Origin of the sequence: Streptomyces sp. Ru62 (assembly GCF_002920615.1) — a bacterium.
Taxonomy (GTDB): domain Bacteria; phylum Actinomycetota; class Actinomycetes; order Streptomycetales; family Streptomycetaceae; genus Streptomyces.
On record NZ_PQSU01000012.1, the window covers coordinates 170,515 to 192,476 of the forward strand.

The window sequence follows — 21,962 nt, forward strand, 5'->3', positions numbered from 1 at the left end:
CATGAAGATCAAGAAGGGCGACCTGGTCCAGGTCATCACCGGCAAGGACAAGGGCAAGCAGGGCAAGGTCATTGCCGCTTACCCGCGCGAGGAGCGTGTCCTGGTCGAGGGTGTCAACCGGGTCAAGAAGCACACCAAGGCCGGTCCGACCGCCAGCGGTTCCCAGGCCGGCGGCATCGTGACCACCGAGGCCCCGATCCACGTGTCCAACGTCCAGCTGGTCGTGGAGAAGGACGGTCAGAAGGTCGTCACGCGTGTCGGCTACCGCTTCGACGAAGAGGGCAACAAGATCCGCGTTGCCAAGCGGACGGGTGAGGACATCTGATGGCTACCACCACCACTCCGCGTCTGAAGCAGAAGTACCGCGAGGAGATCGCGGGCAAGCTGCGTGACGAGTTCAAGTACGAGAACGTCATGCAGGTCCCGGGCCTCGTCAAGATCGTGGTCAACATGGGTGTGGGCGACGCCGCCCGCGACTCCAAGCTGATCGAGGGCGCCATCCGCGACCTCACCACGATCACCGGTCAGAAGCCGGCCGTCACCAAGGCCCGCAAGTCCATCGCGCAGTTCAAGCTGCGTGAGGGTCAGCCGATCGGTGCCCACGTCACGCTCCGTGGCGACCGCATGTGGGAGTTCCTGGACCGCACCCTGTCGCTCGCGCTGCCGCGCATCCGCGACTTCCGCGGCCTGTCCCCCAAGCAGTTCGACGGCCGTGGCAACTACACCTTCGGTCTCACGGAGCAGGTCATGTTCCACGAGATCGACCAGGACAAGATCGACCGCGTCCGGGGTATGGACATCACCGTGGTGACCACGGCGACCAACGACGAAGAGGGCCGTGCCCTTCTCCGTCACCTCGGCTTCCCGTTCAAGGAGGCGTGAGCGAGATGGCGAAGAAGGCTCTCATCGCGAAGGCTGCTCGCAAGCCCAAGTTCGGTGTGCGTGGCTACACCCGCTGCCAGCGCTGCGGCCGTCCCCACTCCGTGTACCGCAAGTTCGGCCTGTGCCGCGTGTGCCTTCGTGAGATGGCTCACCGTGGCGAGCTGCCGGGCGTGACCAAGAGCTCCTGGTAATCCCCACTTTTAGGGATTCCTGGACCTCTCGGTAAGCAACCGGGACGGCAGGGGCGCCTGCCCTCATGGCTTAGGCTAGAAGGGTTGGGCCTCTGCCGCCCTGAACGACTTACTACGCCGTAGGTCCCCGCACCGCACCCGTCCCGTCTGCAGAAGTACGGGGAGAGGGATGGCGCATATAGGAAACCCCGGCGAGAAAGGCCACAGGCCAATTCATGACCATGACTGATCCGATCGCAGACATGCTGACGCGTCTGCGGAACGCGAACTCGGCGTACCACGACTCGGTGTCGATGCCGCACTCCAAGATCAAGTCGCACATCGCGGAGATCCTCCAGCAGGAGGGCTTCATCACGGGCTGGAAGGTCGAGGACGCCGAGGTCGGCAAGAACCTCGTCCTGGAGCTGAAGTTCGGCCCCAACCGTGAGCGCTCCATCGCGGGCATCAAGCGGATCTCCAAGCCCGGTCTCCGGGTGTACGCGAAGTCCACCAACCTGCCGAAGGTGCTCGGCGGCCTCGGCGTGGCGATCATCTCCACGTCGCACGGGCTCCTCACCGACAAGCAGGCCGGCAAGAAGGGCGTGGGTGGGGAAGTCCTCGCCTACGTCTGGTAGCAGAAGGGAACGGAGGAAACAGCTATGTCGCGCATCGGCAAGCTCCCCATCGCGGTTCCCGCCGGCGTGGACGTCACCATCGACGGCCGGACGGTCTCGGTCAAGGGCCCCAAGGGCTCGCTGACCCACACCGTTGCCGCGCCGATCGACATCGCTAAGGGCGAGGACGGCACCCTCCAGGTGACCCGCCCGAACGACGAGCGTCAGAGCAAGGCCCTGCACGGCCTCTCCCGCACGCTGGTGGCGAACATGATCACCGGCGTGACCCAGGGTTACGTGAAGAAGCTCGAAATCAGCGGTGTCGGTTACCGAGTGACCGCCAAGGGTTCGAACCTGGAGTTCGCTCTCGGTTACAGCCACCCGATCCTGGTCGAGGCCCCCGAGGGCATCACCTTCAAGGTGGAGACCCCGACCCGTTTCTCGGTCGAGGGCATCGACAAGCAGAAGGTCGGCGAGGTTGCGGCCAACATCCGCAAGCTGCGCAAGCCCGACCCGTACAAGGCCAAGGGCGTCAAGTACGAGGGCGAAGTCATCCGCCGCAAGGTCGGAAAGGCGGGTAAGTAAGCCATGGCATACGGGCAGAAGATCCTCAAGGGCGACGCCTACAAGCGCGCCGCGATCAAGCGCCGTCACATCCGGATCCGCAAGCGGATCTCCGGTACGGCGGAGCGTCCCCGTCTGGTCGTGACCCGCTCCAACCGCCACATCGTGGCGCAGGTGATCGACGACCTGAAGGGCCACACCCTGGCGTCGGCGTCCACCCTGGACGCGTCGATCCGTGGCGGCGAGGCCGACAAGTCCGCGCAGGCCAAGCAGGTCGGCGCCCTGGTCGCCGAGCGTGCCAAGGCCGCCGGTGTCGAGGCCGTCGTGTTCGACCGTGGTGGCAACCAGTACGCCGGGCGCATCGCCGCCCTGGCGGACGCCGCCCGCGAAGCCGGGCTCAAGTTCTGAGCCGCTTGTAGCTAGCGGAAAGAGAGAGGTAATCCAATGGCTGGACCCCAGCGCCGCGGAAGCGGTGCCGGTGGCGGCGAGCGGCGGGACCGGAAGGGCCGTGACGGCGGCGCTGCTGCCGCCGAGAAGACCGCGTACGTCGAGCGCGTCGTCGCGATCAACCGCGTCGCCAAGGTTGTGAAGGGTGGTCGTCGCTTCAGCTTCACCGCGCTGGTCGTGGTGGGCGACGGTGACGGCACCGTGGGTGTCGGGTACGGCAAGGCCAAGGAGGTGCCGGCCGCCATCGCCAAGGGCGTTGAGGAGGCCAAGAAGCACTTCTTCAAGGTCCCCCGGATCCAGGGCACCATCCCGCACCCCATCCAGGGTGAGAAGGCTGCCGGCGTCGTGCTGCTCAAGCCCGCGTCCCCGGGTACCGGTGTTATCGCCGGTGGTCCGGTGCGTGCCGTGCTGGAGTGCGCCGGTATCCACGACGTGCTGTCGAAGTCGCTCGGCTCCGACAACGCCATCAACATCGTGCACGCGACCGTGGAGGCCCTGAAGGGTCTGCAGCGTCCCGAGGAGATCGCGGCCCGCCGTGGTCTGCCGCTCGAGGACGTCGCTCCCGCGGCCCTGCTGCGTGCGCGTGCCGGGGTGGGTGCGTAATCATGGCGCAGCTCAAGATCACGCAGGTCAAGTCCTACATCGGCAGCAAGCAGAACCACCGTGACACCCTGCGGTCGCTTGGTCTCAAGGGGATCAACACCGTGGTCGTCAAGGAGGACCGCCCCGAGTTCCGCGGCATGGTGCACACCGTCCGCCACCTCGTGACGGTCGAGGAGGTCGACTGATCATGGCGGAGCAGAACCCGCTCAAGATCCACAACCTCCGTCCCGCCCCCGGCGCCAAGACCGCCAAGACCCGTGTCGGTCGTGGTGAGGCGTCGAAGGGTAAGACGGCCGGTCGTGGTACCAAGGGCACCAAGGCCCGCTACCAGGTTCCGGAGCGCTTCGAGGGCGGCCAGATGCCGCTGCACATGCGCCTCCCGAAGCTGAAGGGCTTCAAGAACCCGTTCAAGACCGAGTACCAGGTCGTGAACCTCGACAAGCTGGCCGCGCTCTACCCCGAGGGTGGCGAGGTCACGGTCGAGGGTCTGGTGGCCAAGGGTGCCGTTCGCAAGAACAGCCTCGTCAAGGTCCTTGGCCAGGGCGAGGTCTCCGTGGCGCTGCAGGTGACGGTCGACGCCGTCTCCGGCTCCGCCAAGGAGAAGATCACCGCCGCCGGCGGCACGGTCACCGAGCTCGTCTGAGTCCTTCGGACGACGCCTCGATGACGTAGACGATCCCGACCGGGGATACCTCACAATGAGGTATCCCCGGTCGGTCGTTCCTAGGGGGGCAGTGTCGCCGGTAAGGTGGCCTGCACTGTTCTTTTTCGTATTCGTCGAACTCAGACCGTCACCCTTGACGCAGTTGCGCGGGGGTCGCAGGAGGCACCGTGCTCACCGCGTTCGCCCGGGCGTTCAGGACGCCCGACCTGCGCAAGAAGCTGCTCTTCACGCTGGGCATCATCGTGGTCTACCGGGTCGGTACCCACATCCCGATCCCCGGCGTGAACTACAAGGCAGTCCAGACCTGTGTGAACGAGGCCCAGGGCAACCAGGGCCTGTTCGGCCTCGTGAACATGTTCAGTGGTGGTGCGCTGCTGCAGATCACGGTCTTCGCGCTCGGCATCATGCCGTACATCACGGCCAGCATCATCCTTCAGCTGCTGACCGTGGTCATCCCGCGCCTGGAAGCCCTGAAGAAGGAGGGCCAGGCCGGTACGGCGAAGATCACGCAGTACACCCGCTACCTCACCGTGGCGCTCGCGATCCTCCAGGGCACCGGCCTGGTGGCCACCGCCCGCAGCGGCGCCCTGTTCAGCGGCTGCTCGGTCGCCACGAGCATTGTCCCGGACCAGGCGATCTTCACCACGATCACCATGGTCATCTGCATGACCGCCGGCACGGCCGTCGTGATGTGGCTCGGCGAGCTGGTCACCGACCGCGGCATCGGCAACGGCATGTCGATCCTGATGTTCATCTCGATCGCCGCGACCTTCCCGTCGGCGCTGTGGGCCATCAAGAAGCAGGGCACGCTGGCCGGCGGCTGGATCGAGTTCGGCACCGTCATCGCGGTGGGCCTGGTCATGGTCGCGCTCGTCGTCTTCGTCGAGCAGGCCCAGCGCCGCATCCCGGTGCAGTACGCGAAGCGCATGATCGGACGCCGTTCCTACGGCGGCACATCCACGTACATCCCGCTCAAGGTGAACCAGGCGGGTGTGATTCCCGTCATCTTCGCCTCCTCGCTGCTCTACATCCCGGCGCTCGTGGCGCAGTTCGCGGGAGGCAAGTCGGGCTGGAAGACCTGGATCGAGCAGAACCTCACCAAGGGCGACCACCCGATTTACATCGTTTCGTACTTCTTGCTCATCGTTTTCTTCGCGTTCTTCTACGTGGCGATCTCCTTCAACCCCGAAGAAGTAGCCGACAACATGAAGAAGTATGGTGGCTTCATCCCGGGCATCCGGGCTGGCCGACCGACCGCTGAGTACCTGAGCTACGTGCTCAACCGGATCACCTGGCCGGGTTCGCTGTATCTGGGTCTGATCGCTCTCGTACCGACAATGGCGTTGGTGGGCTTCGGGGCAAGCCAGAACTTCCCGTTCGGCGGGACCAGCATCCTCATCATCGTGGGTGTCGGCCTTGAGACGGTGAAGCAGATCGAGAGCCAGCTCCAGCAGCGCAATTACGAAGGGTTCCTCCGCTGATGCGTATCGTCCTCGTCGGGCCGCCGGGTGCCGGTAAGGGAACGCAGGCCGTCCGGCTCGCAGAGAAGCTGGGCGTCCCGCACATCTCCACGGGCGACCTGTTCCGGGCCAACATCAGTCGGCAGACGGAGCTGGGCAAGCTCGCGAAGTCCTACATGGACGCCGGCAACCTCGTTCCCGACGAGGTGACGATCGCGATGGCCAAGGACCGCATGGAGCAGCCGGACGCGGAGAACGGCTTCCTGCTGGACGGCTTCCCGCGGAACGTCTCGCAGGCGGAGGCGCTGGACGAGCTGCTGCGGACCGAGGCCATCACGCTGGACGCCGTGCTGGACCTGGAGGTCCCCGAGGACGAGGTCGTCAAGCGCATCGCCGGCCGGCGCATCTGCCGGAACGACTCCTCCCACGTCTTCCACGTGACGTACAGCCCGCCGAAGCAGGAGGGTGTCTGCGACGTCTGCGGCGGCGAGCTGTACCAGCGCGACGACGACTCCGAGGAGACCGTCCGCAAGCGGCTGGAGGTCTACCACACGCAGACCGAGCCGATCATCGACTACTACAAGGCGCAGGGCCTGGTCGTGACGATCTCCTCCCTGGGCCCGGTGGACGAGATCACGCGGCGGGCGCTGGAGGCCCTCAAGCGCGAGAAGGCCGAGAAGTAGCTCCCGGTCCTTCCGGCCGCGGTGCCCTCCCGAGGGCGCCGCGGCCGTACTGTTGTACAGGTATCCCCAGCCGATGTGAGTGACGGAGAGCGCAGGCCCCCATGGTGCAGATCAAGACCCCCGAGCAGATCGCGAAGATGCGGGCGGCGGGCCTGGTCGTAGCCGCCATCCACGCGGCGACGCGCGAGGCCGCGGTTCCGGGCGCCACCACCAGGGACCTGGACGAGGTGGCCCGCAAGGTGCTCGCCGAGCACGGCGCCAAGTCGAACTTCCTGGGCTACGGCGGCTTCCCCGCGACGATCTGCACCTCCGTGAACGATGTGGTCGTCCACGGCATCCCCTCCGACGACGTCGTCCTCAAGGACGGCGACATCATCTCCATCGACTGCGGCGCGATCGTCGACGGCTGGCACGGCGACGCGGCCTACACCGCGTTCGTGGGCTCCGGTCACGCCCCGGAGCTGATCGAGCTGTCCCGGGTGACGGAAGAGTCGATGTGGGCCGGTATCGCGGCCATGAAGCAGGGCAACCGCCTGGTCGACATCTCCCGGGCGATCGAGACGTACATCCGCCGCCAGCCCAAGCCGGGCGGCGGCCGGTACGGGATCATCGAGGACTACGGCGGCCACGGCATCGGCACCGAGATGCACATGGACCCGCACCTGCTGAACTACGTCGACCGCCGGCGTGGCAAGGGGCCCAAGCTGGTCCCGGGCTTCTGCCTCGCGATCGAGCCGATGGTGTCGCTGGGCACCCCGCGCACCGAGGTCCTGTCGGACGACTGGACGGTCATCACCACCGACGGCACCTGGTCCTCCCACTGGGAGCACTCCGTCGCACTGACGGAGCAGGGCCCGCTGGTCCTCACCGCCCCCGACGGAGGCAAGGCCAAGCTCGCCGAGCACGGCATCACGGCGGCACCGGACCCGCTGGCTTAACGATCTCCCCCGTAGGGCAGACTTCCTCGATTCGCCTTTCGGGGTGCGCCGACGTAGACTGACTCGTCGGCTCTCGTGCACCCGCATGTCCGCATGCTCCCGCAGGGGAATCCCAGGGATCGCCTGAGAGTCGATCAAGGTAGTCGATTCGAAGGGCGAAGCGTGGCCAAGAAGCAAGGTGCCATCGAGATCGAGGGCACTGTCGTCGAGTCTCTGCCGAACGCCATGTTCAAGGTCGAGCTCCAGAACGGCCACCAGGTCCTGGCACACATCAGCGGCAAGATGCGTATGCACTACATCCGCATCCTCCCTGACGACCGGGTCGTGGTGGAGCTGTCTCCGTACGACCTGACGCGTGGCCGGATCGTCTACCGGTACAAGTAGATCTTGCCCGCGCCCCGGGCCCGCCCGGTGCGATGGCACTGACCCGGAGAACCTCACCCCATGAAGGTCAAGCCGAGCGTCAAGAAGATCTGCGACAAGTGCAGGGTGATCCGCCGTCACGGCCGGGTCATGGTCATCTGCGAGAACCCGCGCCACAAGCAGCGCCAGGGCTGACGCACGACCATCACCCTCTGCACCTCTATCGCAGAGTTTTCGCGCGACGCGAGCTGAATATGTTCATACGCAGAGCCCGAGCCAACCAGCTCGACACCCCCGGTTCGGAGGCCGGGGACCCGGTTCGTACCTAGTACGGCGGCCGGGAGCCGGTTCTGTGGAAGACCTCCGAAGATTCACCAGGAGCCATTGAATGGCACGCGTTTCCGGTGTCGACATCCCGCGCGACAAGCGCGTGGAGATCGCCCTCACCTACGTGTTCGGCATCGGCCGGACCCTCTCGAAGGAGACGCTGGCTGCGACCGGCGTCGACCCGAACACCCGCGTTCGTGACCTGACCGAAGAGCAGCTGGTCGCGATCCGCGAGTACGTCGACAACAACATCAAGACCGAGGGTGACCTCCGTCGCGAGATCCAGGCCGACATCCGCCGCAAGGTCGAGATCGGCACCTACCAGGGTCTCCGTCACCGTCGCGGTCTGCCCGTCCGCGGTCAGCGCACCAGCACCAACGCCCGCACCCGCAAGGGCCCGCGTCGCGCCATCGCCGGCAAGAAGAAGCCGGGCAAGAAGTAGTCCGCAGCGGACACCTGTCCACGGTCTTCGCTGTAGGACCGACCACCTCCCTCTAGGAGTTTGTAGATGCCCCCCAAGGGTCGTCAGGGCGCTGCCAAGAAGGTGCGCCGCAAGGAAAAGAAGAACGTCGCTCACGGCCACGCGCACATCAAGAGCACGTTCAACAACACGATCGTCTCGATCACGGACCCGTCCGGCAACGTGATCTCCTGGGCCTCCGCCGGCCACGTCGGCTTCAAGGGCTCCCGGAAGTCCACGCCGTTCGCCGCGCAGATGGCCGCCGAGTCGGCTGCCCGCCGCGCCCAGGAGCACGGCATGCGCAAGGTCGACGTGTTCGTCAAGGGCCCGGGTTCCGGTCGTGAGACCGCGATCCGCTCCCTGCAGGCCACGGGCCTCGAGGTCGGCTCCATCCAGGACGTCACCCCGACCCCGCACAACGGCTGCCGTCCGCCGAAGCGTCGTCGCGTCTGACGCCTCCCAGGTCGCTGGTCGCGGGCGGCACGGCTCTTTCGGGTCGTGCCGCCCGTACCCTTGCAGTACCCGCGCTTTTCCCGGGCGCGGTTTCCGTCGGGCGTCAAATAGCGGGCGTCCACGAAAGAAGGATCTGATCCACACATGCTGATCGCTCAGCGCCCCTCGTTGACCGAAGAGGTCGTCGACGAGTTCCGCTCCCGGTTCGTGATCGAGCCGCTGGAGCCGGGCTTCGGCTACACCCTCGGCAACTCCCTCCGCCGTACCCTCCTCTCCTCGATCCCGGGTGCCGCCGTCACCTCGATCCGGATCGACGGCGTGCTGCACGAGTTCACCACCGTGCCGGGCGTCAAGGAGGACGTCACCGACCTGATCCTCAACATCAAGCAGCTGGTCGTCTCCTCGGAGCACGACGAGCCGGTCGTGATGTACCTGCGCAAGCAGGGCCCGGGTCTGGTCACCGCCGCCGACATCGCGCCCCCGGCCGGTGTCGAGGTGCACAACCCCGACCTGGTCCTCGCCACGCTCAACGGCAAGGGCAAGCTGGAGATGGAGCTGACGGTCGAGCGTGGCCGCGGTTACGTCTCCGCCGTGCAGAACAAGCAGGTGGGCCAGGAGATCGGCCGTATCCCGGTCGACTCGATCTACTCGCCGGTTCTGAAGGTCACGTACAAGGTCGAGGCCACGCGTGTCGAGCAGCGCACCGACTTCGACAAGCTGATCGTCGACGTCGAGACCAAGCAGGCGATGCGTCCGCGTGACGCCATGGCCTCCGCCGGCAAGACGCTGGTCGAGCTGTTCGGTCTCGCGCGCGAGCTGAACATCGACGCCGAGGGCATCGACATGGGTCCGTCCCCGACGGACGCCGCGCTCGCCGCCGACCTGGCGCTGCCGATCGAGGAGCTGGAGCTCACCGTTCGGTCGTACAACTGCCTCAAGCGTGAGGGCATCCACTCCGTGGGTGAGCTGGTCGCGCGCTCCGAGGCCGACCTGCTGGACATCCGCAACTTCGGTGCGAAGTCCATCGACGAGGTCAAGGCGAAGCTGGCCGGCATGGGCCTGGCCCTGAAGGACAGCCCGCCCGGATTCGACCCGACCGCTGCGGCGGACGCGTTCGGTGCCGATGACGACGCGGACGCCGGGTTCGTGGAGACCGAGCAGTACTGAGAGCTCCGCGGGGAGGCCGTACTGCTTCTGCGGGCCGGTTGTGGCTGGCCGCGCAGTTCCCCGCGTCCCTTCCGGGGCGCCCCTTCGGGGACGCCCCGGATCTCCGACGAGCAACCGCTCGCTCGGATACTGACCCCGGTACCTGACACGGCCGGGGCAGACACACAGGAGAAAGAACATGCCGAAGCCCACCAAGGGTGCCCGTCTGGGCGGCAGCGCCGCGCACGAGAAGCTGCTCCTCGCGAACCTGGCGAAGAGCCTCTTCGAGCACGGCCGTATCACCACCACCGAGGCGAAGGCGCGCCGGCTGCGTCCGTACGCCGAGCGTCTGATCACCAAGGCGAAGAAGGGCGACCTTCACAACCGCCGTCAGGTGCTCCAGGTCATCACGGACAAGAGCGTCGTCCACACGCTCTTCACCGAGATCGGCCCGCGGTACGAGAACCGCCCCGGTGGTTACACCCGCATCACCAAGATCGGTAACCGTCGTGGCGACAACGCGCCCATGGCCGTCATCGAGCTGGTCGAGGCGCTGACGGTCGCCCAGCAGGCGACCGGCGAGGCCGAGGCCGCCACCAAGCGTGCGGTCAAGGAGGCCGAGGAGGCCAAGGCCGAGGAGACCAAGGTCGAGGAGACCGAGGCCGCCGAGGCTCCCGCCGAGGAGTCCAAGGACGCCTGAGGCTCCGCCTGACGCGGGAAGCGGGTTCGCCCTTCGGGGCGGGCCCGCTTTCGCGTACCTGAGAGGATCTGTACGTGAGTGACGAAGTACAGCCCGGCCATGTCCGTCTCCGTCTCGACCTGTCCTACGACGGCACCGGTTTCCACGGCTGGGCCAAGCAGGCCGGTGGCAGGCGGACCGTGCAGGGGGAGATCGAGGACGCCCTGCGGACGGTGACCCGGTCCCGGGAGACCTATGAGCTGACGGTCGCCGGGCGGACCGACGCCGGGGTGCACGCGCGCGGGCAGGTGGCGCACGTGGACCTGCCCGAGGGTGTGTGGCGTGAGCATCACGAGAAGCTGCTCAAGCGGCTCGCGGGCCGGCTGCCGAAGGACGTGCGGGTGTGGGCGCTCCGACAGGCGCCGAGCGGTTTCAACGCGCGGTTCTCGGCCGTCTGGCGGCGGTACGCGTACCGGGTGACGGACAACCCGGGCGGTGTGGACCCGCTGCTGCGCAACCATGTGCTGTGGCACGACTGGCCGCTCGACGTGGACGCCATGAACGAGGCCGCCCGGGCGCTGCTCGGGGAGCACGACTTCGCCGCCTACTGCAAGAAGCGGGAGGGGGCGACCACGATCCGCACCCTCCAGGAGCTGAGCCTGGTCAGGGGGGATGACGGGATCATCACGGCCACCGTGCGCGCGGACGCCTTCTGCCACAACATGGTGCGGTCGCTGATCGGCGCGCTGCTGTTCGTGGGGGACGGGCACCGGGGGCCGGAGTGGCCGGGGAAGGTGCTGGCCGCCCGGGTGCGGGACTCCGCCGTGCATGTCGTACGGCCGCACGGGCTGACGCTGGAGGAGGTCGGCTATCCGGCCGACGAGCTGCTGGCGGCCCGGAGCAAGGAGGCGCGTAACAAGCGGTCGCTTCCCGGAGCGCCGGGCTGTGAAACCTGTTAGTTACGTTGCATTTCGCTGAGCTTATGCCTCATGTCTTGACTTACCGGACGTAACCCTTCTTACCAACTCTTACGCGTTCCATACCTCTCGGATACAGTTGCGCCTCCCGGCCAGAAGTTCGACAGGGGTGGCCGGGGTTGGCTGGGGGGTCGACGGGCGGCCGGTTACGCCCGGGGTTGGACAACGGCATGACTTCAGTGGGTCCCGTGCGGACCGGGGGGCGTCGCGCGGCGCGCCAGAGTGGTGGGCGGCGACGGGCCGGGCGGGGCGGGAACCCCGCGCTCGGACTGCTGCCGCTGCCACCGACGGACCGGGAGAAGTACTCCTACGCGCACCGGCACCTGTGGATCCTGACCATCAGCTCGCTGGTCAGCTTCTGCTGTCTGGTGCTGAGCCAGTTCAAGCTGGCCCAGTCCACGCCGGTGCTGTGGATCTACACCCCGCTGCTGGTGTTCACGGTGATCTACTACCTGGTGTCGCTGCGGGTGAACGGCTTCACCCGGGACTTCGACATCGCCCACCACCGGCGGCTGGTGCAGAACTGGCGGCCCGAGGTCTACCCGTCCGTCGACGTGTTCCTGCCGGTGTGCGGTGAGCCCATCGAGGTGCTGCACAACACCTGGCGGCACGTGCGGGCGATGGCCGACCGGTACCCCGGGGTCTGTGTGCCGTTCGTGCTGGACGACGGCGCGAGCCCGGAACTGGCGGCGATGGCCCGGGACTTCGGGTTCCGCTACGGCACCCGGGAGAACCGGGGCTGGTTCAAGAAGGCGGGCAACCTGCACTTCGGCTTCGCCCAGTCCGACGGCGAGTACATCCTCATCCTGGACGCGGACTTCACCCCGCGCGCCGATCTGCTGGAGGAGCTGCTGCCCTACATGGACGCCGATCCGCGGATCGGCATCGTCCAGTCCCCGCAGTACTTCCGGGTGCTCGACTCGCAGAACTGGATCGAGCGCGGCGCGGGCGCGGTGCAGGAGCTGTTCTACCGGTCCGTGCAGGTGTCGCGGCAGGGCAGTGACGGCGCCATCTGCGTCGGCTCCTGCGCGATCTACCGGCGGGCGGCCCTGGAGACCAACGGCGGCACCACCCTGATCGAGCACTCCGAGGACGTGCACACCGGCTTCGACCTGCGCGGGCTCGGCTGGGACCTGAGGTACGTCCCGGTCGCGGTGTCCACCGGGGTGTGCCCGGACACCGCGGGCGCCTTCTTCAACCAGCAGTACCGCTGGTGCTCGGGCTCGATGAGCCTGCTCGGCAGCCGCAAGTTCTGGCAGGCGAAGATCAGGCTCTCCAGCCGGCTGTGCTACATGTCCGGGTTTTTCTACTACATCCACACCGCGCTGTTCACCTTCGCGGCGCCGGTCATCCCGATCGTGCTGCTGCTGATGATGCCGGAGAAGCTCAAGGTGGAGCACCTGCTCCTGGTGCTGCCCAGCATCCTCTACACCACGATCGTCTTCCCGATGTGGCACCGGGCGCCGTACCGCCTGGAGGCGTGGGCGGCCCGCATGATGTACGGCTGGGCGCACGTCTTCGCCATCTGGGACATCCTGCGCAAGAACCGGATGGGCTGGCAGCCGACCGGTTCCTCCGGCGCCAAGAAGAACAAGACGCGGCGCTTCTGGATCGGCATGTGGGCCTGGAGCGGCGGCACGGCGCTGATCTGGGTCACCGCGGCGGTGTACCGGACGTTCACCATGAACGCGCCGGACTTCGCCCTGATCCTGTCCTCCGGGTTGTTCTACGCGTTGGTCGTGGGCCGGGTCCTGGTCCAGCCGCGCTCGGGGGCGGAGACCGCCTGATGCGACTGACGAAACGTTTCCTTAGAGACCGTACGGCCCGATCCCGCAGCGGTCGTACGGCCCGTCCCGGCCGCGGCCGTCCGGTCCGCGCCGCGCTGGCCGGCGCCGTCGTCGGCGTCCTCGCGCTGAGCGGCTGCTCGCTGCTCGGCGACTCCGGCGACTCGCCGTCGTCCGGCAGCGGCACGACCGCCCCGCACACCACGGCCGGCGCCGGCCAGGACGTCCCCTACGACGTCACCCCCCTGCTGAAGCCGGCGAAGAAGTACTTCGGCGTGGCGGTGCCGGGCGCGCCGAACTCCATGAAGAACGTCGACGCGTACACGAGGATGACCGGCAAGCAGCCGAACCTGGTCGAGTACTACGCCGGCTGGGGCGACGGCTTCGACGCCACCGGGGTGCGCAGGGCCTGGGCCGAGGGCGCGCTGACGCTGATGTCCTGGGAGCCCTTCGACACCCCGCTCGCCGACATCGCGGCGGGCAAGTCGGACCCGTACATCAAGAAGTACGCGGCCGCCGTCCGCAAGCTGAACCTGCCCGTGGTGATCGACTTCGCGGACGAGTTCAACGGCCACTGGGAGAAGTGGGGCACGGACGACGTGACCCCGGCCCAGTACGTGGCCGCCTGGCGGCACATCCACCAGACCTTCGTGGACACGGGCGCCACCAACGTCATCTGGGCCTGGTCGCCCAACATCGTCAACCCGGTCCCGGACGTGAAGCTCAAGCCGTACTACCCGGGAGACGCCTATGTCGACTGGGTCGGACTGATCGGCTACTTCACCGCCGGCGAGGACAACTCCTTCGACAGTGTCTTCGGGACCACCCGCGACCGGGTCCGCACCTTCACCAAGAAGCCGATCCTGCTGTTGGAGACCGGCGCCATGCCCGGCGAACGGCGGCGGGCCGACCTCCGCAACCTGTTCGCCGGCGTCGCGGCGGACGACGACATGCTCGGCTTCATCTGGTTCAACCACAAGAAGCGCGCCGACTGGCGGCTGGAGGCGAGCCCGCTGGCGCTGAAGGAGTTCAAGCGCCTGGCCGCCGACGACCGGTTCGGCTTCGACGTACGGAAGCCGTCATGAGTTCACGACCCGAGTACTACGTCCCGCAGCCGTACGACCCGTACGCGGACGACGACCCGCAGGGCGGCTGGTTCAACTCCGACGGCTACGTCCCACGTCCGCCGCAGGGCCACGATTTCCCCCAGCAGCACGGCACACCCCAGGGCTACGACGTCCCGCAGAGCTACGACGTCCCGCAGAGCTACGACGTCCCCCAGGGGTACGACTACGACGCCCGGACCTATCCGTACCAGCAGCAGGACGACCAGCCGACGTACGCCCTGCACACGGTGGCCGAGCCGGCGGCGCCCGCCGAGCCCGGGTACACCGTGCCCGAGACGCCCGAGGTCGGCTGGGACATGGCCGCCAGCCGGCGACGCGCCTGGGTCAGCCGGGCCGTGCTGCTGTTCGTCCTGGCCGTCCAGGCCGTGCTCTCGCTGCGCCTGTCCAACACGGCGTTCCAGGACGAGGCCCTGTACCTGGCAGCCGGCCACGCCGAACTGCAGCACCTGCTGCACGGCACCCCGCTGCCCATCGACTACGGCGCGTACTTCTCCGGCTCGCCGCAGCTGTACCCGGTGCTCGCCGCCGCCGTCGACGGCCGCTTCGGGCTCACCGGGGCCCGCGTCCTGAGCCTGGCCTTCATGCTGGGCACCACCGCGTTGCTGTACTCCTTCACCCGGCGGCTGTTCAACGAGCGGGCCGCGCTGGCCGGTGCGGCGCTCTTCGCCGTGGTGCAGTCGACCGTCGTCATGGGGTACTTCGCCACCTACGACGCCGCCGCGGTGTTCCTGCTGGCCCTGGCCACCTGGATCGTCGTCCGCACCGACCGGGCGCCCGTGGCCGCCGTACTGCTCGCCGTGCCGGTCGCCGTCCTCGCCGTCGGCGTGAAGTACGCGGCCGCCCTGTACCTGCCGACCATCGTCGTGCTCGCCCTGCTCACCGGCTGGCCGCACAAGGGCCGCAGGGCCTTCCTGCGGATGCTGCTCCTCGCGCTCGGCATCGGTGCCCTGCTGGCGGCCGGCATGTACAGCACCGATCTGCTCGCCGGTGTGCGGCAGACCACGACCAACCGCGCCCACGGCTCCGACAGCACCGCCTTCCTGCTCCAGCGGTCGGCCCAGTGGGGCGGCCTGATGTTCCTCACCGCCGTCGGCGGCGCCCTCTCCTACGTGCGGCGCAGCCGGATGAACGAGTCGCCGGTCGCCCAGCGGCTCGGCAATCCCGGCTGGCGCTGGCGGGCCCTGCTGGGGCTGGTGCTGTGCGGCACCGCGCTCCTCGCGCCCGCCTACCAGGTGCACCTGGGGACCGTGGTCTCGCTGTTCAAGCACGTCGGCTTCGGCCTGCTGTTCGCCGCGCCGATGGCCGGCGTCGGCGTGACCCGGCTGATCGGGGCGCACTTCCGCTACCCCCAGCTCGGCATCATGCTGTGGACGGCGACGCTCTGTCTCGGCATCTCGCAGGCGGACTGGCGCTTCGGCGTCTGGCCCGACTCCTCGAAGATGATCCAGGTCATCGACTCCCACGTGGACCGCAAGGGCCACTACCTCGCCTCGACGCCCGAGGTCCCCGTCTACTACCTGCGCGACAGGACCAGCCACCGGCAGTGGCAGGGCGTCTTCGCCCTGGAGTACACGGACAGGAAGGGCACGTACCACAAGGGTGACGCCGCCTACCGCGCGGCGCTGCGCGACGGCGAGTTCGACCTGATCGTCCTGGACGGTCTCACCAACCCCCGGGTGGACGCCGTCGTCGCGGACGCGGTCAAGGGCAATGCGCACTACCGGCTCCTCGCCGACCTGCCCTTCCGCAACTCCAGCGGCACCGGCCACTACCGCATCTGGGTCAAGACCGCCTGACGCACCCGAAGCATCCGAAGCGAGAAAGGCCGTTCCCTTGCGGCTCACCGTCATCGGCACCGGCTACCTCGGTGCCACCCACGCCGCCTGCATGGCGGAACTCGGCCACGACGTGCTCGGCGTCGACGTCGACCCGGAGAAGGCCGCCGCGCTGAGCGCCGGCCGCGTGCCCTTCCACGAGCCCGGGCTGCCCGAGCTGATCGCGAAGCACACCGCGAGCGGCCGGCTGCGCTTCACCACCTCCTTCGCCGAGGCCGGGGCCTTCGGCGAGGTGCACTTCGTGTGCGTCGGCACCCCGCAGCGCGCGGACTCCGGCGCCGCCGACCTCAGCCACGTCGACGCGGCCTTCGCCGCCGTGGCCGCGCACGCGGCGCCGGACGCGCTGGTCGTGGGCAAGTCCACCGTGCCCGTCGGCACGGCGGAGCGGCTGGCGCGGACGTACGCCACCGAGGTCGCCTGGAACCCGGAGTTCCTGCGCGAGGGCTTCGCGGTCGAGGACACGCTGCGCCCGGACCGGCTGGTGTTCGGCGTGGACAGTGCCCGCGCCGAGACGATCCTGCGCGCGGTGTACGCCCCGGTCCTCGCCGCCGGCACCCCGCTCGTCACCGCCGACTTCCCGACCGCCGAGCTGGTCAAGACGGCCGCCAACGCCTTCCTCGCCACCAAGATCTCCTTCATCAACGCGATGGCCGAGGTGTGCGAGGCGGCCGGCGGCGATGTGCGCATCCTCGCCGAGGCACTGGGCCACGACGACCGGATCGGCCCCGAGTTCCTGCGCGCCGGGATCGGCTTCGGCGGCGGCTGCCTGCCGAAGGACATCCGCGCCTTCGCGCACCGCGCCGACGAGCTGGGCGTTCCGCTGACCTTCCTGCGCGAGGTCGACGCGATCAACATGCGGCGCCGGGACCGGGTGGTGGAGCTGGCCCGCGAGCTGTGCGGGCCGGACGTGCTCGGCGCCCGGGTCACCGTCCTCGGTGCCGCCTTCAAGCCCGGCTCCGACGACATCCGGGACTCGCCCGCGCTGGCCGTGGCGGCGCGGCTGCGGCTGGAGGGCGCCGACGTCACCGTCCACGACCCCGAGGCGATGGACAACGCCCGCAAGGCGTTCCCGCTGCTCGGGTACGCGCTGACCGTGGAGGACGCGCTGCGCGGGGCCGATCTGGTGCTGCACCTGACCGAGTGGCCGCAGTTCCGGGAGATCGACCCGGAGCGGGCGGCGGCGCTGGTGGCCCGCCCCCGCATCGTGGACGGACGAGGGGTGCTCGACGCGGACCGCTGGGCCGCGGCGGGCTGGCGGTTCCGGGCGCTGGGCACGCCGGCGCCCGCAGGGGAGGGACACTGATGGCACAGGACGAGCTGCCGGTCACCGTGGTGATGCCGACGTACAACGAGGCGGCGAACCTGCCGGGGATGGCCGAGGCGGTGCTCGGGCTGCCGCTGGACGCCCTGCATCTGAAGATCGTCGACGACTCCAGCCCGGACGGCACCGGGCGGATCGCCGAGGAGCTGGCGGCGGAGTACAACAGCGGCGGGCGGCGCCGGATGAGCGTGCTGCACCGCACCGCGAAGGACGGGCTGGGACGGGCGTACACGGCCGGGATGTCCGCCGCGCTCGCGGAGGGCGCCGCGTACGTCGTCCAGATGGACGCCGACGGCAGCCACCCCGTGGAGGCCGTGCCCCGCATGCTGGAGGCGGCCCTCGCCTCGGGCGCCGGTCTCGTGGTGGGCAGCCGGTACGTCGAGGGCGGCTCGCTGGACGAGCGGTGGGGCGCGCACCGGGTGCTGCTGTCCCGCTTCGCCAACCGGTACGCGCGCGTCGTCCTCGGCACCGAGATCCAGGACATCACGGCCGGCTTCAACCTGTGGTCGGCGGCGACCCTCAGGGACGTGGACCTGTCGTCGCTGGACAGCGCGGGCTACAGCTTCCAGGTGGAGCTGAAGTACAAGGCCGTACGCGCCGGGCACACGGCCGTGGAGATCCCGATCCGGTTCGCCGAGCGCACGGAGGGTGCCTCCAAGATGACCCTGCGCACCCAGCTGGAGTCGGCCGTGCTGCCGCTGCGGCTCCGGCTGAAGCGGCAGTAGGCGCGCGCCCGGCTACCGGGCGGCGGCCGAGGCCTGGGCCTGGCCGCGGCGGTGGATCTGGTTCGCGGTGAACTGGGCGAGGTCGTTGCCCGCGTCGAACACCTTGGTGTCCTTGGTCGTCACGTCCTTGCCGCTGGTGAAGCCGGAGATCGTGAAGTAGGCGTAGCGGCCGTAGGCGTTCCTGGTCGAGCGGCAGAACGCGCCGTCGCAGAAGGGCTTGACGCCCTTGCCGAACAGCGAGCGCACGATGCTCCGGTCGTCGGTCTGGCCCTTGGCCTTGGTGGCCTTGTCCGCGTCGTCGAAGACGGCGACGCCGACGGTGACCGCGATTCCGCCGTTCGTGTAGGTCACGCGCATCAGGCGGGTGCAGCCGTTGCCGGTGAGGATCTTGGGGAGGGTGCCGCCGGCGGCGGTGGCACAGCTCTTGGTGTCGGCCGTCGGACCCTTCTTGTACACCGTGCCGCCCATGGTCAGCTGCGTGCCCGGGAACAGGGTGTCCGGGCTCAGCGGGGCGGTGTCCTTCTTGGCGCTGGAGATGAAGTCCGCGGGGTCCAGCGGCGGCGGCGCGCTGGTGGGCGCGAAGGACGGCGTCGCGGTGCCCGTGCCGGGCAGCGATCCGCTGGCGGGCAGGTTGCTGGGACCGGCCTGCGGGTCACCGCCGTTCGCGGAGACGACGGCCATGGCGACCGCCGTGCCTATCGCGACGGTGGCGAGCGCGCCGCCGGCTATGAACAGCAGCTTGCGGCGCTTGTTCCGCGTCTCCGATGCCTCGGCGAGCGCGGCCCAGTCCGGCGTCCCGTCGTCGGATCCGCTGTTCCACGGCTGCTGGGAATTCGGTTTCCAGGGATCCCATTGAGACTGGGGTCCCCCCTGCCCGTAACTCATGGGGCGCATCTTAGACGGGGGGCCGGTGGTGCGGGGTCCCTCTGACGGCCTGCCTCGTTTTGACCCGTCCGGGGGCTGCCCGGTAACCTACTTCTTCGTTGTGTATTGGCTTGCTCATTCTCACGGGACGGGCCCTTACACCGGTCCACCGGGCCGATGACCAGCGACCCCACGCACGCGGTTTGCGTCGCCGCCGTGGGTCAAGGCTGTCGTGATCGTTTCGGTGACCTTGTTTAGGACCATTCACTCGAAGCGAAGGCTACGAACCGTGCGTACGTACAGCCCCAAGCCCGGCGATGTGACGCGCCAGTGGCACGTCATCGACGCTCAGGACGTTGTCCTGGGCCGTCTCGCCACCACTGCTGCGACCCTCCTCCGGGGCAAGCACAAGCCGATCTACGCGCCGCACGTCGACGCTGGTGACTTCGTCATCATCATCAACGCCGACAAGGTGCACCTGTCCGGCAACAAGCGGACCCAGAAGATGGCGTACCGCCACTCCGGTTACCCGGGTGGTCTGCGCTCCGTCCGCTACGACGAGCTGCTCGACAAGAACCCCGAGAAGGCCATCGAGAAGGCCGTCAAGGGCATGCTCCCCAAGAACACGCTGGGCCGTCAGATGCTCTCGAAGCTGAAGGTCTACAAGGGTGACCAGCACCCGCACGCTGCCCAGCAGCCGGTGCCGTTCGAGATCACCCAGGTCGCGCAGTAAGTCCGGCCACCCCCTAAGACTGAAGAGAATCTGAGGAGAATCGTGGCCGAGACCACTGCCGAGCAGCCGCTCGAAGAGCTTGACATCGACAGCTACACCACCGAGTCCGAGGTCCCCGTCGAGGGTGAGTACACCTCGGAGTCCCTGGCCTCCCGCTTCGGCGAGCCGCAGCCGGCCGCCGGCCTGGGCCGCCGCAAGAACGCCATCGCCCGCGTCCGGATCGTCCCGGGCACCGGCAAGTGGAAGATCAACGGTCGCACCCTTGAGGACTACTTCCCCAACAAGGTGCACCAGCAGGAAGTCAACGAGCCGTTCAAGGTCCTGGAGCTTGAGGGCCGTTACGACGTCATCGCCCGCATCGCGGGTGGCGGTGTCTCCGGTCAGGCCGGTGCGCTCCGTCTCGGTGTCGCCCGTGCGCTGAACGAGGCCGACGTCGACAACAACCGCGGCCCGCTGAAGAAGGCCGGCTTCCTCAAGCGCGACGACCGTGCGGTCGAGCGCAAGAAGGCCGGTCTGAAGAAGGCCCGCAAGGCCCCGCAGTACAGCAAGCGCTAATCAGCAGCTGCCTGCTCGTACTCCGAACGCCCCGGCGGCACGCCACTTGTGCCGTCGGGGCGTTCGTTTATCCCCGCCAAGGGCGTATAACGACACAAGACGCTCAAAGGCTTGTGTGATCGGATGTCGTGGCGTCTGCCATCATTCCCGGCAGCAAGGACGCTTCCTCAGGAGGACAAGTGGGACGACTCTTCGGCACGGACGGCGTGCGCGGTGTCGCCAACGCGGATCTGACGGCCGAGATGGCGCTCGGCCTCTCCGTCGCCGCGGCGCACGTGCTGGCCGAGGCGGGCACCTTCGAGGGCCACAAGCCGACGGCGGTGGTCGGACGGGACCCGCGCGCGTCCGGGGAGTTCCTGGAGGCGGCGGTGGTCGCCGGCCTGGCCAGCGCGGGCGTGGACGTCCTGCGTGTCGGCGTGCTGCCGACCCCCGCGGTGGCGCACCTCACCGGAGTGCTCGGCGCCGACCTCGGCGTGATGCTCTCGGCCAGCCACAACGCCATGCCGGACAACGGCATCAAGTTCTTCGCGCGCGGCGGCCACAAACTCGCCGACGAGCTGGAGGACCGGATCGAGGCGGTCTACGACGCGCACCGGCACGGCGAGCCGTGGGAGCGTCCGACGGGCGCCGGGGTCGGGCGCGTGCGGCCGTACGAGGAGGGCTTCGAGAGTTACGTCGCCCACCTGCTCGCGGTGCTGCCCAACCGGCTCGACGGGCTGAAGATCGTCCTGGACGAAGCGCACGGCGCGGCCTCGGGGGTCTCGCCGGAGGCGTTCGCGCGGGCCGGTGCCCAGGTCGTCACGATCGGCGCCGAGCCGGACGGCCTCAACATCAACGACGGCTGCGGCTCGACCCACCTGGACAAGCTCAAGGCCGCGGTCGTCGAGCACGGCGCGGACCTCGGCGTCGCGCACGACGGTGACGCCGACCGCTGCCTGGCCGTGGACCACACCGGTGAGGAGGTCGACGGCGACCAGATCCTCGCCGTGCTCGCGCTGGCGATGCGGGAGCGTTCCGCACTGCGCTCCGACACCGTCGTCGCGACCGTGATGTCCAACCTCGGCTTCAAGCTGGCCATGGAGAGCGCGGGCATCCGGCTCGTGCAGACGGCCGTGGGCGACCGGTACGTGCTGGAGGAGATGAAGGAGCACGGGTACGCCCTCGGCGGCGAGCAGTCCGGGCACGTCATCGTCCTGGACCACGCGACCACCGGTGACGGCACGCTGACCGGGCTGCTGCTGGCGGCGCGGGTCGCGGAGACCGGCCGTACGCTGCGGGAGCTGGCCTCCGTCATGGAGCGGCTGCCGCAGGTGCTGATCAACGTGCCCGACGTGGACAAGTCGCGGGTGCGTACGTCGGCCGACCTCGCCGCCGCCGTGTCCGAGGCCGAGCGGGAACTCGGGGAGACCGGGCGGGTGTTGCTGCGTCCTTCCGGCACCGAGCCTCTGGTGCGGGTGATGGTGGAGGCCGCCGACATCGAGCAGGCGCGCTCTGTCGCCGGGCGGCTGGCCGACGCCGTGAAGTCCGCGCTGGGTTAGCGCCGGGTCCGGGGCGCGCGGACCGGTCCGTGGCGGGCTGCGGCTCCGCC

28 protein-coding genes are annotated in these 21,962 nt (G+C 68.6%); 27 read left to right on the plus strand and 1 reads right to left on the minus strand.

Features of this window, described 5'->3' with window-relative positions; translation table 11 throughout:
* The first annotated feature begins 1 nt into the window (after position 1).
* The 24 genes from rplX to C3492_RS18355 all read left to right on the plus strand — a co-directional run bounded on the left by rplX (position 2) and on the right by C3492_RS18355 (position 18,222).
* Positions 2-325 (plus strand): 50S ribosomal protein L24, encoded by a 324-nt coding sequence (rplX, locus tag C3492_RS18235; RefSeq protein ID WP_014674376.1) that lies wholly within the window; start codon positions 2-4, stop codon positions 323-325.
* On the plus strand, positions 325-882 hold the full coding sequence (gene rplE, locus C3492_RS18240; protein WP_030345436.1) for a 50S ribosomal protein L5: 558 nt from the start codon (positions 325-327) through the stop codon (positions 880-882). Before rplX ends, rplE begins: the two co-directional genes overlap by 1 nt.
* Before the next feature lie 5 nt (positions 883-887).
* Entirely contained in the window at positions 888-1,073 is a 186-nt protein-coding gene (locus C3492_RS18245) for a type Z 30S ribosomal protein S14 (protein WP_003948630.1), read from the plus strand.
* Positions 1,074-1,288: 215 nt separating this feature from the next.
* Positions 1,289-1,687: a 30S ribosomal protein S8 gene (gene rpsH / locus C3492_RS18255; protein ID WP_014674378.1), complete on the plus strand. Its 399-nt coding sequence runs from the start codon at positions 1,289-1,291 to the stop codon at positions 1,685-1,687.
* A 24-nt stretch (positions 1,688-1,711) separates the two neighbouring features.
* Positions 1,712-2,251 (plus strand): 50S ribosomal protein L6, encoded by a 540-nt coding sequence (rplF, locus tag C3492_RS18260; RefSeq protein ID WP_014674379.1) that lies wholly within the window; start codon positions 1,712-1,714, stop codon positions 2,249-2,251.
* A 3-nt stretch (positions 2,252-2,254) separates the two neighbouring features.
* Positions 2,255-2,638, plus strand: coding sequence for a 50S ribosomal protein L18 (gene rplR, locus C3492_RS18265; protein ID WP_014674380.1), 384 nt, complete (start codon positions 2,255-2,257; stop codon positions 2,636-2,638).
* A 36-nt stretch (positions 2,639-2,674) separates the two neighbouring features.
* Positions 2,675-3,280 carry a 30S ribosomal protein S5 gene (gene rpsE / locus C3492_RS18270; RefSeq protein ID WP_014674381.1) on the plus strand — a complete coding sequence of 202 codons (606 nt, stop codon included), beginning with the start codon at positions 2,675-2,677 and terminating at the stop codon, positions 3,278-3,280.
* A 2-nt stretch (positions 3,281-3,282) separates the two neighbouring features.
* Positions 3,283-3,465, plus strand: coding sequence for a 50S ribosomal protein L30 (gene rpmD / locus C3492_RS18275; protein WP_003998814.1), 183 nt, complete (start codon positions 3,283-3,285; stop codon positions 3,463-3,465).
* A 2-nt stretch (positions 3,466-3,467) separates the two neighbouring features.
* Entirely contained in the window at positions 3,468-3,923 is a 456-nt protein-coding gene (rplO, locus tag C3492_RS18280; protein WP_030745257.1) for a 50S ribosomal protein L15, read from the plus strand.
* A 188-nt stretch (positions 3,924-4,111) separates the two neighbouring features.
* On the plus strand, positions 4,112-5,425 hold the full coding sequence (gene secY / locus C3492_RS18285) for a preprotein translocase subunit SecY (protein WP_103812797.1): 1,314 nt from the start codon (positions 4,112-4,114) through the stop codon (positions 5,423-5,425).
* The gene (locus tag C3492_RS18290) at positions 5,425-6,087 is read left to right on the plus strand and encodes an adenylate kinase (RefSeq protein WP_103812798.1); all 663 of its coding nucleotides are present in this window, start codon (positions 5,425-5,427) and stop codon (positions 6,085-6,087) included. The genes secY and C3492_RS18290 overlap by 1 nt, the downstream gene beginning before the upstream one ends.
* 101 nt (positions 6,088-6,188) lie before the next feature.
* Positions 6,189-7,025 carry a type I methionyl aminopeptidase gene (map, locus tag C3492_RS18295; RefSeq protein WP_103812799.1) on the plus strand — a complete coding sequence of 279 codons (837 nt, stop codon included), beginning with the start codon at positions 6,189-6,191 and terminating at the stop codon, positions 7,023-7,025.
* Between the two features lie 162 nt (positions 7,026-7,187).
* The gene (gene infA / locus C3492_RS18300; protein WP_003948620.1) at positions 7,188-7,409 is read left to right on the plus strand and encodes a translation initiation factor IF-1; all 222 of its coding nucleotides are present in this window, start codon (positions 7,188-7,190) and stop codon (positions 7,407-7,409) included.
* A gap of 60 nt (positions 7,410-7,469) precedes the next feature.
* Positions 7,470-7,583, plus strand: a complete 114-nt coding sequence (gene rpmJ, locus C3492_RS18305) for a 50S ribosomal protein L36 (protein ID WP_003998809.1) — start codon at positions 7,470-7,472, stop codon at positions 7,581-7,583.
* A 193-nt stretch (positions 7,584-7,776) separates the two neighbouring features.
* Positions 7,777-8,157 carry a 30S ribosomal protein S13 gene (gene rpsM / locus C3492_RS18310; RefSeq protein ID WP_030641206.1) on the plus strand — a complete coding sequence of 127 codons (381 nt, stop codon included), beginning with the start codon at positions 7,777-7,779 and terminating at the stop codon, positions 8,155-8,157.
* 66 nt (positions 8,158-8,223) lie between these two features.
* Positions 8,224-8,628: a 30S ribosomal protein S11 gene (gene rpsK / locus C3492_RS18315; protein ID WP_003956432.1), complete on the plus strand. Its 405-nt coding sequence runs from the start codon at positions 8,224-8,226 to the stop codon at positions 8,626-8,628.
* Between the two features lie 144 nt (positions 8,629-8,772).
* On the plus strand, positions 8,773-9,795 hold the full coding sequence (locus tag C3492_RS18320) for a DNA-directed RNA polymerase subunit alpha (protein WP_003966937.1): 1,023 nt from the start codon (positions 8,773-8,775) through the stop codon (positions 9,793-9,795).
* A gap of 178 nt (positions 9,796-9,973) precedes the next feature.
* A complete protein-coding gene (gene rplQ, locus C3492_RS18325) occupies positions 9,974-10,474 on the plus strand; it encodes a 50S ribosomal protein L17 (RefSeq protein WP_103812800.1) in 501 nt (166 codons plus the stop codon).
* Positions 10,475-10,548: 74 nt separating this feature from the next.
* Entirely contained in the window at positions 10,549-11,412 is an 864-nt protein-coding gene (gene truA, locus C3492_RS18330; RefSeq protein ID WP_103812801.1) for a tRNA pseudouridine(38-40) synthase TruA, read from the plus strand.
* A gap of 386 nt (positions 11,413-11,798) precedes the next feature.
* Entirely contained in the window at positions 11,799-13,217 is a 1,419-nt protein-coding gene (locus C3492_RS18335) for a glycosyltransferase family 2 protein (protein ID WP_103812868.1), read from the plus strand.
* Complete coding sequence (locus C3492_RS18340) at positions 13,217-14,299, plus strand: glycoside hydrolase family 26 protein (RefSeq protein ID WP_258055753.1); 1,083 nt, start codon at positions 13,217-13,219, stop codon at positions 14,297-14,299. Before C3492_RS18335 ends, C3492_RS18340 begins: the two co-directional genes overlap by 1 nt.
* The gene (locus C3492_RS18345) at positions 14,296-16,137 is read left to right on the plus strand and encodes a glycosyltransferase family 39 protein (protein WP_103812802.1); all 1,842 of its coding nucleotides are present in this window, start codon (positions 14,296-14,298) and stop codon (positions 16,135-16,137) included. The genes C3492_RS18340 and C3492_RS18345 overlap by 4 nt, the downstream gene beginning before the upstream one ends.
* 37 nt (positions 16,138-16,174) lie before the next feature.
* Entirely contained in the window at positions 16,175-17,479 is a 1,305-nt protein-coding gene (locus C3492_RS18350) for a UDP-glucose/GDP-mannose dehydrogenase family protein (RefSeq protein ID WP_103812803.1), read from the plus strand.
* A complete protein-coding gene (locus C3492_RS18355) occupies positions 17,479-18,222 on the plus strand; it encodes a polyprenol monophosphomannose synthase (RefSeq protein WP_103812804.1) in 744 nt (247 codons plus the stop codon). Before C3492_RS18350 ends, C3492_RS18355 begins: the two co-directional genes overlap by 1 nt.
* A 12-nt stretch (positions 18,223-18,234) precedes the next feature.
* Here the strand turns inward: C3492_RS18355 and C3492_RS18360 are convergent, their stop codons facing one another.
* Complete coding sequence (locus C3492_RS18360; protein WP_103812870.1) at positions 18,235-19,107, minus strand: hypothetical protein; 873 nt, start codon at positions 19,105-19,107, stop codon at positions 18,235-18,237.
* A gap of 268 nt (positions 19,108-19,375) precedes the next feature.
* Here C3492_RS18360 and rplM point away from each other — a divergent pair, with 268 nt between their 5' ends.
* From rplM to glmM, 3 genes are all read left to right on the plus strand, one after another.
* A complete protein-coding gene (rplM, locus tag C3492_RS18365; RefSeq protein ID WP_030345455.1) occupies positions 19,376-19,819 on the plus strand; it encodes a 50S ribosomal protein L13 in 444 nt (147 codons plus the stop codon).
* A 42-nt stretch (positions 19,820-19,861) separates the two neighbouring features.
* Positions 19,862-20,374, plus strand: coding sequence for a 30S ribosomal protein S9 (gene rpsI / locus C3492_RS18370; protein WP_103812805.1), 513 nt, complete (start codon positions 19,862-19,864; stop codon positions 20,372-20,374).
* A 179-nt stretch (positions 20,375-20,553) separates the two neighbouring features.
* Positions 20,554-21,912 carry a phosphoglucosamine mutase gene (glmM, locus tag C3492_RS18375; protein ID WP_103812806.1) on the plus strand — a complete coding sequence of 453 codons (1,359 nt, stop codon included), beginning with the start codon at positions 20,554-20,556 and terminating at the stop codon, positions 21,910-21,912.
* Positions 21,913-21,962: the final 50 nt, after the last annotated feature.